This window comes from Helicobacter mastomyrinus (assembly GCF_039555295.1).
Taxonomy (GTDB): Bacteria; Campylobacterota; Campylobacteria; order Campylobacterales; family Helicobacteraceae; genus Helicobacter_C; species Helicobacter_C mastomyrinus.
The window spans coordinates 1,567,917-1,580,853 of sequence record NZ_CP145316.1 but is presented as its reverse complement, the minus strand read 5'-3'; the positions used below and the strand labels follow the sequence as shown (position 1 = coordinate 1,580,853).

Sequence of the window (12,937 nt, the reverse complement as noted above, 5' to 3'; positions counted from 1 at the left end):
TACCCCTAGAGATACTTTTGCAACACTTCAGGGATAGCAATACTCCCATCAGCTTGTTGATAATTTTCCATAATCGCAATGAGAGTGCGCCCAACGGCTAAAGATGAGCCATTAAGCGTATGTGCGAGGGCATTTTTACCATTTTCTTTATAGCGAATCTTTGCCCTCCTTGCTTGAAAATCCCGCGTATTTGAAATAGAGCTAATCTCACGATAGCAATTTTGCCCGGGTAGCCACACTTCAATATCAATCGTATTACTCGCGCTAAAACCCAAATCCCCGCCACAAAGCTGTACTAAGCGATAAGGGAGATGAAGCGCACTTAAAATCCCACCTGCTGTTTGCACCATTTTTTCCTGCATTGCTTCACTTTGGCTAGGGTGCGTGATAGCTACAAGCTCTACCTTATCAAATTGATGCTGCCTTATCATACCCCTTGTGTCACGTCCCGCGCTTCCCGCCTCTTTGCGAAAGCAGGGCGTATGCGCAGTAAGCATAATAGGGAGATTCTCACTTGGGATAATGCTATCTTGGTAGAGATTGGCAAGCGTGATTTCCGCTGTGGAGATGAGATACAAATCATTTTCACTCTCCTCATCGTCAAATTGAGAATCCACCTTAAACATATCGTTTTCAAACTTAGGCAACTGCCCTGTGCCAAAGAGTGCTCGGGCATTGACAATCACAGGCGTTACCACAGATTCAAATCCGGCTTTTTCATTATAGTCTAGCATAAAATTAATCAACGCTCGATTGAGCCTAGCTCCCATACCTCGCAGCACGGAAAAGCGGCTTTTAGCAAGTTTCACACCAGATTCAAAATCTATCCAACCATTCGCCGCGCCTAGCTCCCAATGCTCTTTAGGAGTAAAGTCAAAGCTCTTAGGAGTAAGAATGCGTCTTAACTCTACATTATCATTTTCATCTTCTCCCATAGGAGTGGCACTATCAGGCAAATTAGGGATAGTGTAGAGAAAATCTTGCAGTTTTGCCTCTATGGCGTTAAGCGTGGATTCTCTTTCGCTGATGGCAATTTTATTACTATCAAGGGCTGCTTTTAGCTCACTTACATCTTTTTGCTCTCTTTTATATGTGCCAAAGAGTTTGGAGGTTTTATTTTGAAAGGCTTGGAGATTCTCAAGCTCTTGTTTGCAGGTTTTATACTCAATAGTAATATTTTTTAGCTCATTGAGCAATTCTTTGCTTACTTTTTTAATACTAAGCTTTTGACTAATTACTTCAAAATCATTCACCAACGCCTTTGTATCAATCATAGCTTTCCTTTGCTTACAAATTCATCACTTTTAATCTATCACATATGGTAGTCAAAAAGCATTTTTTATTCCCAAAGGGATATATAAAGCACCTTATATAATAAAGTAAGTATTATCGAGAGTTTATAGCTAAGCTTAAGAAAAAGAAGAGAGGAAGCGCTATACTGGGAGAATTCTCCCAGTATATTTAATCTCTATTGGTAAGACCAATGAGTGAAAGTAAAGATACAAAAATATTATAGAAATCAAGATACAAGCTGATAGCCGCATCAACAGGGCTTGTGTATAAACCACGGATAATATTTTGTGTATCATAAGCAACATATACGCTAAAGAGTATCGCTGCCGCGCTTGAGATAAGCACTTGAAACATAGAGCTGCCAAAGAAAATATTAACGATTGAGCAAACGGCAACAACGATTAATGCAATAAAAAGCATTTTACCCATATTAGCCAAATCTTTGCGTGTTTTGATACCAAAAATGCTCATCACACCAAATATGATAGTACTCATCGCAAATGCCATAGCCACCGCACCTGCGCCTGCCTTGAGTGCTACCATAGCTACAAGAGGCGTAATAGCCAAACCTGTAAGTGTTGTAAAGATAAAGAGCATAGCGATGTTTAAGCCCGGTTTAGAGCGAGAAAACATCAAGCCAAAGAGAGCTGCGATTTCAGCGATGAAAATAACCATACGATTTTCAAACACCATTTGAAGATTCATAAAACCTACCATCGCCCCAATAAACGCAAAAAACAAACTTGCAGCAAAAAAGATGTAAGTTGTTTTCACAAACCTTACCAATGCACTATCCTGAGCGGCAACACTCTCTGCTGAAGCGTGTGTATTGCTCATATAATTTCTGTCATAAAGTCCCATCATTTCTCCTTTTGTTAAAAATGAATGGCGCATTATGCCACATTTTTGCTAATAGCCTAAAAGATAAATGACAAACTTCTAAATTGCCTTGTTTTATACCTCAACCTCGCACAAACGCCTTAAACAAACTCGGTTTAGCACTCATAAAGTGGAATTTATTATGTAGAGTTTTTAGTGCATTAAAGAGATTTAAAGAAATGTCTAAGCCTACCTTTTTCTCCTCCTCTACACCCACATTATGCGCCTTTTCAAGCTTTTGCACCCATTCATTAGGAATATACACCCCGGGCAATTTATCACGCAAAAAAATTGCCCCCTTGTAGCTCATCACCGGAAAAAATCCAAGTATGAGCGCACAAGCAGTGCCTTGCTGTGCGTTATACCTTTCTAAATGTGTGAGCAGAAACTCCGCTGCCTCTAGTGAATATACCGGTTGGGTAAAAAGCGCATAAACTTGAGAAGCGTTTAGCTTTTTGTGAATCTTATTAATAAGACTTTGAGGATTATTTGCATAGGCGTTGATGACTTGAAAATTATAGATTCTATCTACGCTCTCTTTGAGCATTTTGCCATTTATCGCTTTACCTGCATTTAGCCCATCGATGATAGAGCCAAGCTTCAAGGCATTATCCTCAAATACCCCCTTTGCCTCCGCACAATCCCCAAGCTTAATATTATCGCCCGTGAGTGTTAGAAAGGTGCGCAAACCAAATTCATTAGCGGCTAAAAGATCGCCGCAAAGGGCAATAGAGTTCCTATCACGCATAGAAAGCGTGCAGATGACTACCTTATTAAATTTTTGCTGTAATTTGATAGAGCTTAGAATCGATGACGGCTTCAATCGCGCTAGAGGCGAATCTGTGCAAACAAAGGCATCAACACCTTGCGTGTCTTGCAGCTGCTCTATAAGCTGCGTGCCAAGCCTAGCACTTAGACTTGGCGAGATTTCTAAGCTTAAAAAAGACTGCCTAGATTGAATCTTTTCTATCACAGATTCTACATTCATCTCTGCCCCTTGCTGTGTTTCAAAAGCGGATTCTACAAGCTAGAGCGCACTTTTTTCACGGCTTCAACGATATTAGCTAAGCTAGGCTTAACTTCCTCCCATTTTCTTGTCTTAAGCCCGCAATCGGGATTTACCCATAATTGCTCTTTAGGTAGCACTTCAAGCAAGGCTTTGATTTGCGCCTCTAGCTCTACGACACTTGGGATTCTAGGGCTGTGTATATCATATACGCCCGGTCCTACTTCGTGTGTATAGCCCACCTCTTTAAAGATTCTAAGGAGTTTATTGCCACTTCGCGCTGTCTCAATACTTATCACATCAGCATCAAGGGCTTCAATGGTTTTAATAATATCATTAAAATCGCTATAACACATATGCGTGTGAATCTGCGTTTCTGCCGCTGCTATGGCAGTAGAGGTTTTAAAACACTCTAGCGCCCAATCCTCGTATGCTTTGATATTTTCCCCTCTCAAAGGATAGCCTTCTTTAAACGCCGCCTCATCAACTTGTATGATTTTAATCCCTGCTTTTTGCAAATCATCAATCTCATCAGCGATACAAAGCGCGATTTGCTCACATACTTCACTTCGTGGCAGATCATCGCGCACAAAACTCCAGTTAAGAATCGTAACAGGACCTGTGAGCATACCCTTCATTACCTTGCTTGTGAGGCTTTGAGCAAAGCTTATCCAATCAATTGTCATAGGTTTAGGACGATGAATATCCCCAAAAATGATAGGTGGCTTCACGCAGCGGCTTCCATAGCTTTGCACCCACGCATTAGCACTAAATGTAAAGCCATCTAGCTGCTCACCAAAGTATTCCACCATATCATTGCGCTCTGGCTCTCCGTGCACAAGTACATCAATGCCTATCTCCTCTTGGAATTTCACACAATCCTTGATATAAGTTTTTATGCCCTCCTCATATTGTGCCTTAGTGATTTCACCTTTTTTATATCCTTGACGCAATGTGCGAATCTCACTTGTTTGAGGGAATGAGCCAATAGTCGTAGTAGGCAAAATAGGGAAGTTAAAATGCGCTTTTTGAATCTTAATGCGCTCTGCAAAAGATTCTTTGCGTTGCTTTTGTGTGTAGTTTTTTACACGTTGACGGATAGCCGCGTTATTGGTTTTAGTAGAATTTTTACGCAAGAGGTTAATGCGCTTATTTTCTTGCAAAAATGCCTCCTCATTCCCGCCCTTAAAGGCATTCTCTAAAACGCAGATTTCTTGTATTTTCTCACACGCAAAGCTAAGCCAAGAGAGAATCTCTGCCTCTATCTTATCCTCGCCCTCTTTGCTAAAAGGCACATGTAAGAGTGAGCAAGACGCACTCACCACGATACGCTCCTTAGGGACAATGCGGCTTATAGAATCTAAAAGGGCAAGTTTAGATTCTAAATCTGCCACCCAAATATTGCGCCCATCAATCACCCCCGCATACAGCACCTTATCGCTTTTAGCAATAGATTCTAAACTCTCTATATTCTTTGCTCCTGCGATAAAGTCAAGCCCTATGCCATAGATATTGGTTTTTAGCAGAATCTCAGTTAGCTCGTTGCTATGCTCAAAAAATGTGCTTACAACCGCCTTAATGCCCTTTTGCGTGATGTTATTATACATACACTCAATCGCACTTCCCCCTTGAGAACACTCCAAGCCAAAGATACCCGCATTAAAGCCTTTAACAAAAATAGGCTCACTAAATTCCACCAAAACTTGTGAATCAAGCGTGGCAATTTGCTCAATTAAGTCAAAATACGCGCTTTTTAACTTTTTAAATACCGCTTGTGGCTCGCCCTTGATAATCTTACTCAAAGCAAAAAATGTGAAAACGCCAATGAGCTGAATCTTTGGATTATAGCCCAATGCCTTTGCTTCTTTGTATTGCGCGATAATGCTAGTCGCATCGGCTTTATACTCATCATCAATGCTAAGCTCTGGCACAACATAATGATAGTTTGTGTTAAACCATTTTGTCATTTCACAAGCCACGCCATCTTTATGTCCTCGCGCCATCGCAAAATACCCCTCTAAACCGCTTAAGTGCTTAAATCTCGCTGGTTTGCACCCAAGCGCATAGGCTAAATCCAATACATTATCATAAAAGCTAAAATCATTTACACACACATAATCAAGCCCTTTTTGCAGCTCCCAATGCTTAGCACGGAGTGTTTTTGCTACTGAATCTAATTCCTGCTGACTACACTTCCCGCCCCAAAAGCTCTCCAACGCCTTTTTTAACTCTCTATTTTTCCCAATACGTGGGAATCCTAAAATGCTACTCATATAACTCCTTTTTGAATTTTTTTGTATTTTTACCAAAAATTTATAAATACAATATGTAATTTAAATTTTTTGTTTATAGATTTACGGCTTTTATTGCTTGTAAATACATCTATATACCTAAAAATAGGGATTCTAAAGTAGGATACAAAAAGTAGCATTACAATATGTAATTTAAATTTTGCGTTTGAAAGCAAAAAATGACAAAACATTGCAAAGTCAATATGGAGATATCCAAAGTATAGAATTTATTTTCTACACTGTTGTAGCTAAGCTGCTATTTTCTTTATCAAGTAAAGTTTTATCGAACAAATCCTTAGCAACGGCAAGGGTAGTTGAAATAAATAGTGTGTAGGTCAAGCCTACTACGAGTATTAAAGCATAATGTAAAAAAGCGGGGGGGGGCTTACAATCATTTATATTGCCCACTCCCCACGAAGAGGAATACGCGCCGTGGCAATATAACAGCGCGATAATTAAAAACTAAGCTAGAATACATACGAATAACCCAATGTGCCTAAAACATTTGTGAAAGATGTGTTAGCACCTGCATCAGTTTGCACATTAGTATAATCTATAGGCAATATTTTGGCAAGGACTTCAAAGCGATGTTTACCTACACTTAAAAACACTCCCGCATTAATTAATGGACCAGTTTTTATACCATCTTGTCCAGAAAAATTGTCTTTATACATAAGCACAGCATATCCAAGCCCACCGATCAAACCAAGACTACTTGTTTTATCTTCTCCAATGCTCATACCTACCATAGCATCAATGTTTAAACCAACTAAGATGAAAGTTTGTGTGGCGAGTTCAGCATTAGCACCCTTACTTGAAGCAAATCCATTGCCTGAATTCACATTAAGATAAGCGCGAAATCCTGATTGCGGGCTAAGGAACTTTTGATAACCTCCCATAAGCCCTGCAGTTGCAGCAAACGAACTAATACTATCGCTACTTCCTGTTGTGCTATTGCTATAAGGTAATCCTCCTCCAAGACTTACACCCACAAGAAATCCTGTTTTTTCATCTGTACTCTTTTTATTGATGGATTCTTGGTGCTTTTTGATGATTTCTTTTGCCTTTTGATAATCTGTCCATTGAGATTTTTCATTCCCACTCTCGCTTTTTTCATCCTCCTCATTAGCTAATGCCGCTGTATGTAAGCAGCAAAGCAACAGCAAACCTATTTTTAACCAATCCTTCATTTTTTACTCCTTTTTTTTAGAATGGAAAGAACATTGTATCATTTTTTTTTAAATCAATTTTTTTACATTTTATTGTCATTTATATTATTTTATATACTATTTTATACATTTTTAGTGAGATTATTGAATATTATTTTGAATTATATTATATTTTAAAATAATATAAATTAATATAAGTGATACTTTTTACAAAACAATTTCCACCCTATAAGCCCTCAACAACAGAATTTTCACCTCCTTAAATTTATGAAGATTAGATTCTCTATTTCCCTCTCTTAGCTAAGAAAAAAAAAGGGGGGGGGGGTAGAAAAGCCTAAGCCGCAAAATCTACGGCTCTCTTTTATATGAGGGAGACTGGAAGGGAAAATTAAGAAGATAAAACTTCCATAATAAAGAAAAAAAAGGGACTTTTCTGTGGAAAGGGAAAGTTTTTGGATAAGATATGAATATGCAAGGAGAAACCACAAAATATCCATAATTGAGAGCAACAAAAAATTCTTTTTGTAGAGGAAAATAAGTATTCACCTAAAATGCTTGTGCGCTTGTACTTACCTTAATCTTATAGAAAAATAAAAATAAGCAAAGATGGAAACTTAGTAAGTGATAATTTAAGGTTTGAAAGTTAAATCTATGGCAGAGAGGAAGGGATTCAATATTTTTCTTAACAAACCACGATATACACGCTTTAAACTTTATTATGTCCCCAATCTGTCCCCGCATATTCTAAAATTTCTATAAGCATTATGTCTTATCAATCTGCATAGCTATAACTATAATCTGTAATTGCCTTTGCCACATCATTTGCATTAGCACTTGTGGTGATATAAATGGTTTTGTTATCATTAATCTGTCTGCTTTGTGTGGAGTTATAGAAGCTTTGGGCATTTTGTGTTTGCGTGGCAAGTGTGCTATCGACTAAGCCCTGTGTATTTATGCTTGACATAGAATCTTCTGAATCTGTAATCCCCAAAAAATCAGTAACTGCCCTTGCGCCGCTTAGAATCTTATCAATACCTTTGGCAATAAAGCCAAATACTTCTTCAAACCATTGCACGACTGGGGATATTGCCTCTTTTATCCATTCCCATACAGCTACGAGCTTAGGTGCGATACTTTCCCAATTCTCTAAAACATAGCTTATCGCTAAGCCTATACCTACTATCAAAGCCCCTATTCCTGTTGAGATGAGTGCTCCTTTCACACTCCACATACTCACCTTAAAGACTTTAGCAAACAATGCAGTGCTTATACCCCACGCTTTTGTGGTGAGATTTGCCCCAAAGGTAGCTAGAGTATAAGCTTTTGTAGCTATGGTGGAATATATAAGAGCAATGCGATGTCGTGCAAGGGATAAGGTATTACCTATGGTAGTAAATCTTAAAGCGATAAGAGATTTTGTTAAAGGATAAGTGAATAGTGTCCATAAAGCACTTGCAGACTTTACAGCAATAAAAGCTATTTTTAAGGCAAAAAGAGAGCCAACTATTGCTCCTATTGCCATTGTTATTGCAGGAAATCGTTCAAGCCAAATCGCTATTTCGCTTGATACAGAGGCGATACTTTTCATAGCACTTGCAAGTGGGGGTAAAAATACACTTCCCACTGCATTAGCTATTCGAGTGAGGCTATTTTGCATTAGCTGTATTGCATTAGCTGTGGTATTACTCACCTCATCAAATTCTTTTTGCATAGAGCCTAAATAATTCTCTTTATTTGCCACAAGGGCTAAAATCTTATCAAACTCTCCCATATTTTCTGTAATTTGTGCTATTTTTGGTCCCGCTTCCTCTCCAAACATATTTTTAAGAATGCCTATTTTTTCACTTTGCTCTACATTTCCTATTGATTTTAGCACTTGAGTTAAGCCTTGCAATGGATTATCATTCATTATTTCTTTTAGCTCCTCCCCGCTTAAGCCTATTTTTTCTAATGCACTCTGAAATCGTGCTGTGCCACCATCGGCATTGCCTAATACGCTTAACATTTTATTGATAGCAGTCCCTGCTTGGTCGGCTGGAATCTTCATATTAGCAAATGCTCCTGCAAGTCCTGCTGTTTGTTCGCTACTTAAACCGATAGTCTTTGCCATACCACCTATACGCCCTAAGATTGCTACTACTTCTCTAGGGCTTCCCGCACTCTTTGCCCCGATATAGTTAATAGCATCGCCTAATTCTTTGACCTCATCAATGCCTATACCCATTTTTTTCATTAATCCCGCTATGGTATCTCCTGCCTCACTGGTATTCATATCAAAGGCAGTGCTCATTTTTGCCACGACATCAGTAAAAGGGATAAGTATATTTTTTTCTAATCCTAATTGCCCTCCACTTGCCACGATTGCGGTTAAATCTTTAGCTGCGAGTGGGATTGTTTTTGTGAGTTCCCAAATCTCTTTTTCAAAACCCTTTAATTCCTCTTTACTTGCAAAATCTACTACCTTTTTCACATCTGCCATTGAGCTTTCAAACTCCATAGCCACTGAAATAGGCTTACTTACCATACCCTTAAAAGTAGCGTATGTGCCAAGTATTTGATAACGCATAGAATCTATTTTTGCATTCGCTGCACTTAAATCCAAGTCTAGTTTTACTCTCATTGCTTCTTTTAATTTCGTTTGCATCTCCTTAATGCTTTGAGTAGGCAATTTAGGTCCTTGTAATGTCTTGCCTATGTTGGATTCTATTTTAAACTTATCCTTGAGTTTGTCTAAGGGGGCATTTATGGCTTTGCTTAAGCCCTCGCTTGTATCTTTGGTGATTTTATCAATAGCTTTACTTAATTGGCTCAATTCAGGGATAAGCTTTAAAGAAATTTGCGTTTGCATAAAAGTCCTTTTGTGGTATAATCTAGCATTATAAGATTTTTAAAACGCAAGTAGATGATAAAATACACTACCAAAGGAATTCTATGGGTATCTCTGCAATGGGTGAAAAGATTACAAATCTTATTACCTTTACATTCTGTGTAGCTTGGGCGATAGGAACAATGATATTTATCTACGCACTTCTTAGTGGGAATGAGGCAATGGAAGAGATGGGATTCTTTATAGTTGCTGGTGCTATTTTGCTTACTTTGTGTGTGTGCGTTATGGTGGTTACAATCCCTGAAGTTGTGCTTTTGGCAGCCTATATCGTGTATTGGACATTTTGTATATTAAGATATATCACTAGGAGAATGTATCGCATTTTTAAAAGACTAATGCGTGGTAATCTCGCAGTGGGTGAGGTAGGAGCGCATAAGAAGCACATAAAAGTAGAGAGAGTGGCAATGTATAAAAAGCTATGTCTCTATGAAAAAGCTATGCAAGAGATAGACCCAAAACCCCTTTTTATTCCTTTTTGGGTGAGTTTTTGGGGGTTTGTAATGGGGATTGTAGGGTTTATATTTTTGAGCACTCCTGTGGGGATTTATGGACTTATATGTGCATTAGCAGGAGTGATAAGAATACATTTTATCTTGCGTTCATATATAAAGGCTCATATACAGATTTGAGGGGGCTTAAAAACGCTATCATTGCAATAAAAAGGCAAGGCAATGATAAATATTATACATCTAAGTAGAGCTAGGCAAAATAGGGCACAATTTGAATACCTCAACGACTTAGAAAAACAAGCTCTTCAAACACCGCTTAAAAGTATCTCTCCTAAAGAGAATGAGAAAATCATTAAGATTGATAAGTTTATTTTTACACCCTTTAGTAATATAGAATCCCTTGATTATGAGCTAAGTCTTGGTATCTCTAAGGTAGAAACACTTTCACAAAACTACTATCTTAGACTTGGTGGGAATGAGGAGAGGATAAGCTTTGAAGCAAAGGTTTTTGTTGAGTACTTGGAGCATTTTAATGGGTTTGTGGATAAAATTAAAAAGCGTGTGCCTTTAAACTTCTCTACATTAGAATCTAATACTTTGCGTAAAATTATCATTGATAAATTTAGCTCTAAGACTAAGGATTGGCTTATGGATTCACGAAGGAATGTCGTATATCATACAAAGGAATTTAGCATTAGCGGGGTGCTGGTGTAGCACTCCCAATCTTTGATGCCAATCCTTGCCTATCAATAGAGCAACAACTCACACCATTAAGCTTTGCATATCCTTTATATCGCCACTCTCTATGTATTTTTGAAAGCTATACATAACAAACTTTTGCGCTTCTAAGAGCGAGACTATACCCTCAAGATGAGGGATATAGCTAAAGCTATCTTCAGGCATACTCTCTTCATATTCAGTGATTATCAAAGAGAGTAAGAAATGAATCTCCTCATTTCGTTGTTTAAAATTTTCTAACTCATCAATAAGAAACCTAGAATCTATGCCAAGCTCTTCTAAGGGCTTTAACTTATGTGTAGTGCTCATTTACGCCTCCTTTTCTGTTTTAGATTCTAGCTTCTCTATGCGCTTTTGCAGTCTATCTACCCAAAGCACAAGCCCTACGATGATAAGCACCTCTGTGATGTCTAAAATATAACCTACTATTTCCATTTTTACTCCTTTATGGTAGAATCTCAATAGGACAATTTGAATCCCCTCTTTAAGAGGGGAGAAGCTACAAGGCTTCTAAGATTTTGATTATCAAATAGATAATCTTTAAAATTAGCACTGCAGTTACTAATCCTTTCATTTTGTCCTATCTCCTTTCGTTGGATTTAAATTAACTAATTTAGTTAATTTATGCTATAATTATATATTATTTTAATCATTTTGTCAAGACTTTTCAAAACTTTTATAATTATTTTAGTTATATTTTGTTATATTTATAACTATAATAATTAAAAGAGGTATTACTTGATGCAAAATACAGAGTTTGAGCAAAAATTAGAGCAGTTAGGACTCTCTAAAAAAGAATTTACCGCTATTGTGGGAATGCCCTATCAAACGCTAATGAATTGGAAACAAAAGGAGCAAACTCCTATTTGGGTAGATTCGTGGCTAGAGAATTACGCTAAAGCTAAAACTTTAGATGATGTCGCTAAATCAATAAGACCCTATTTAAAAGATAAAGATGAGGCATAAAAACATATAGCTACCGCTCACTTTCAAATTCTAAACTCATATTCCAAGCTTTAGAATCTAAAGTGTGCGTTACTTGTGTAATGATGTGTGTGCTTGTGGTATTATCTTTTGTAAGTGCTAAATATCCTCCTGCAAAAAGCACTCTGCCTATGGCACTAAGACTACCCTTTAGCTTTTTAGCATTAAGCATTTGTAATCTTGTCGTAGCCATTTGTAAGGCGTGATTATCATCTTTTGCTTCTCTACTCATTTTGTAAATTGGCACACCTTTGCCGACTTTAACATTGCGCGTGTTACCACTCTCATCTTGATAGGTAAGCTCTACGCTTTTATAGTGCATTTGTGCGAAATGCTCTATCTCTAAGCTTAGAGTATCTGCTGCATTGATGTTATAAACGCGCCTATCAAATCTTTTATCCCTATCAATGAATATAAGCGTATCGTTTTTTACGCTAAAGCTACAATCAAGCTCATCGGCTAATCTTTTGCATAGAGCTGAATCGCTCTCATCGATTTGTTCAATATAGGTAATTGAATCTTTATACTTAAAATCAAGCTTGGTTTTGAGGTTATTTTCTCTTGCAACTGATTGGAGGATTTGTGCATAGGAGAGGTTTTCAAAACTGCGACTTTTGAGGATTTTAAACTCTTTGGTGTAATCAATACTCGTAGCTTCTATGGTGTAGTGGTGTAAGTAAGATTCCTTAATACTACTTACATAAAATGCCCCCATAAAATTAAGGCTATTCCTTCCTAAGAGGAGTTCGATTCTATCACCAAAGCTAGGGAGTTTAGAATTTGGGGCAAGGGTAAGGCTAAGCATATCTACATTATCTTTTTCATAATCCATATAGCTTAAGGATAGGATTTTCATTTGATGTTTTGTGCTACCTTTGTGTGTGAGCGCAAAGTGCGGGGCAATGTATTGTTCTATTCCCATATTCCTAGCACCACTTCGGGATTTTGTTCTATTGTAAGATGAGGAAGATAAATGACTTCACCTCCCTTACATACTCCATTAAAATCTTTATCAGTAAGTAAGTGTTTATTTGCCAATATAAAGGCATTATACCCACTCTTATAGCTATTACACAATTTTATATCTTTATAGTGTTGTGCATAAATGGAATCTAGTCTATCGCCAGATATAGCGAGGTAGGTTTGAGAAACTTGCATTGATTTCCTTAAAGAATAAATTGAAACATATTAGAGAGTATTGTAGCGCATTTGAGATTCTTTAATAAAAATGTGTTAAAATA

General features: G+C 37.6%; 13 protein-coding genes. 3 read left to right on the top strand and 10 right to left on the bottom strand.

Annotated features, from left to right (window positions below):
- Window positions 1-5: 5 nt before the first annotated feature.
- The 6 genes from serS to V3I05_RS07985 all read right to left on the bottom strand — a co-directional run bounded on the left by serS (window position 6) and on the right by V3I05_RS07985 (window position 9,486).
- Complete coding sequence (gene serS, locus V3I05_RS08010) at window positions 6-1,274, bottom strand: serine--tRNA ligase (protein WP_343353269.1); 1,269 nt, start codon at window positions 1,272-1,274, stop codon at window positions 6-8.
- A gap of 187 nt (window positions 1,275-1,461) precedes the next feature.
- Complete coding sequence (locus V3I05_RS08005) at window positions 1,462-2,154, bottom strand: Bax inhibitor-1/YccA family protein (protein ID WP_343353268.1); 693 nt, start codon at window positions 2,152-2,154, stop codon at window positions 1,462-1,464.
- A 100-nt stretch (window positions 2,155-2,254) separates the two neighbouring features.
- Window positions 2,255-3,160: a methylenetetrahydrofolate reductase gene (locus V3I05_RS08000; protein ID WP_300446171.1), complete on the bottom strand. Its 906-nt coding sequence runs from the start codon at window positions 3,158-3,160 to the stop codon at window positions 2,255-2,257.
- Window positions 3,161-3,192: 32 nt separating this feature from the next.
- Entirely contained in the window at window positions 3,193-5,451 is a 2,259-nt protein-coding gene (metE, locus tag V3I05_RS07995) for a 5-methyltetrahydropteroyltriglutamate--homocysteine S-methyltransferase (protein WP_295698595.1), read from the bottom strand.
- A 485-nt stretch (window positions 5,452-5,936) separates the two neighbouring features.
- Window positions 5,937-6,659, bottom strand: a complete 723-nt coding sequence (locus tag V3I05_RS07990) for a hypothetical protein (RefSeq protein ID WP_300446169.1) — start codon at window positions 6,657-6,659, stop codon at window positions 5,937-5,939.
- A gap of 751 nt (window positions 6,660-7,410) precedes the next feature.
- Window positions 7,411-9,486 (bottom strand): phage tail tape measure protein, encoded by a 2,076-nt coding sequence (locus V3I05_RS07985; protein ID WP_343353265.1) that lies wholly within the window; start codon window positions 9,484-9,486, stop codon window positions 7,411-7,413.
- A gap of 83 nt (window positions 9,487-9,569) precedes the next feature.
- Between V3I05_RS07985 and V3I05_RS07980 the strand changes: the two genes are divergently transcribed.
- Together V3I05_RS07980 and V3I05_RS07975 are read left to right on the top strand one after the other, a co-directional pair.
- Entirely contained in the window at window positions 9,570-10,154 is a 585-nt protein-coding gene (locus tag V3I05_RS07980; RefSeq protein ID WP_343353263.1) for a hypothetical protein, read from the top strand.
- A 42-nt stretch (window positions 10,155-10,196) separates the two neighbouring features.
- Complete coding sequence (locus V3I05_RS07975) at window positions 10,197-10,688, top strand: hypothetical protein (protein ID WP_300446163.1); 492 nt, start codon at window positions 10,197-10,199, stop codon at window positions 10,686-10,688.
- Window positions 10,689-10,736: 48 nt separating this feature from the next.
- Here the strand turns inward: V3I05_RS07975 and V3I05_RS07970 are convergent, their stop codons facing one another.
- Entirely contained in the window at window positions 10,737-11,021 is a 285-nt protein-coding gene (locus V3I05_RS07970) for a hypothetical protein (RefSeq protein WP_343353261.1), read from the bottom strand.
- Entirely contained in the window at window positions 11,022-11,147 is a 126-nt protein-coding gene (locus tag V3I05_RS07965; RefSeq protein ID WP_300446159.1) for a hypothetical protein, read from the bottom strand. It abuts the gene before it with no gap.
- Between the two features lie 306 nt (window positions 11,148-11,453).
- On the opposite strand from V3I05_RS07965, the gene V3I05_RS07960 reads away from it, so the two are divergent.
- Window positions 11,454-11,678, top strand: a complete 225-nt coding sequence (locus tag V3I05_RS07960; protein WP_343353260.1) for a hypothetical protein — start codon at window positions 11,454-11,456, stop codon at window positions 11,676-11,678.
- Window positions 11,679-11,688: 10 nt separating this feature from the next.
- Here V3I05_RS07960 and V3I05_RS07955 read toward each other — a convergent pair whose 3' ends face one another.
- Both V3I05_RS07955 and V3I05_RS07950 read right to left on the bottom strand, forming a co-directional pair.
- A complete protein-coding gene (locus V3I05_RS07955) occupies window positions 11,689-12,618 on the bottom strand; it encodes a phage late control D family protein (protein ID WP_334085951.1) in 930 nt (309 codons plus the stop codon).
- A complete protein-coding gene (locus V3I05_RS07950) occupies window positions 12,609-12,854 on the bottom strand; it encodes a hypothetical protein (RefSeq protein ID WP_343353259.1) in 246 nt (81 codons plus the stop codon). The genes V3I05_RS07955 and V3I05_RS07950 overlap by 10 nt, the downstream gene beginning before the upstream one ends.
- Window positions 12,855-12,937: the final 83 nt, after the last annotated feature.

Bases quoted from the DNA above. Each gene is read 5' to 3' on its own strand.
- serS (WP_343353269.1), bottom strand. From the start codon at position 1,274: ATGATTGATACAAAGGCGTTGGTGAATGATTTTGAAGTAATTAGTCAA.
- V3I05_RS08005 (WP_343353268.1), bottom strand. From the start codon at position 2,154: ATGGGACTTTATGACAGAAATTATATGAGCAATACACACGCTTCAGCA.
- V3I05_RS08000 (WP_300446171.1), bottom strand. From the start codon at position 3,160: ATGAATGTAGAATCTGTGATAGAAAAGATTCAATCTAGGCAGTCTTTT.
- metE (WP_295698595.1), bottom strand. From the start codon at position 5,451: ATGAGTAGCATTTTAGGATTCCCACGTATTGGGAAAAATAGAGAGTTA.
- V3I05_RS07990 (WP_300446169.1), bottom strand. From the start codon at position 6,659: ATGAAGGATTGGTTAAAAATAGGTTTGCTGTTGCTTTGCTGCTTACAT.
- V3I05_RS07985 (WP_343353265.1), bottom strand. From the start codon at position 9,486: ATGCAAACGCAAATTTCTTTAAAGCTTATCCCTGAATTGAGCCAATTA.
- V3I05_RS07980 (WP_343353263.1), top strand. From the start codon at position 9,570: ATGGGTATCTCTGCAATGGGTGAAAAGATTACAAATCTTATTACCTTT.
- V3I05_RS07975 (WP_300446163.1), top strand. From the start codon at position 10,197: ATGATAAATATTATACATCTAAGTAGAGCTAGGCAAAATAGGGCACAA.
- V3I05_RS07970 (WP_343353261.1), bottom strand. From the start codon at position 11,021: ATGAGCACTACACATAAGTTAAAGCCCTTAGAAGAGCTTGGCATAGAT.
- V3I05_RS07965 (WP_300446159.1), bottom strand. From the start codon at position 11,147: ATGGAAATAGTAGGTTATATTTTAGACATCACAGAGGTGCTTATCATC.
- V3I05_RS07960 (WP_343353260.1), top strand. From the start codon at position 11,454: ATGCAAAATACAGAGTTTGAGCAAAAATTAGAGCAGTTAGGACTCTCT.
- V3I05_RS07955 (WP_334085951.1), bottom strand. From the start codon at position 12,618: ATGGGAATAGAACAATACATTGCCCCGCACTTTGCGCTCACACACAAA.
- V3I05_RS07950 (WP_343353259.1), bottom strand. From the start codon at position 12,854: ATGCAAGTTTCTCAAACCTACCTCGCTATATCTGGCGATAGACTAGAT.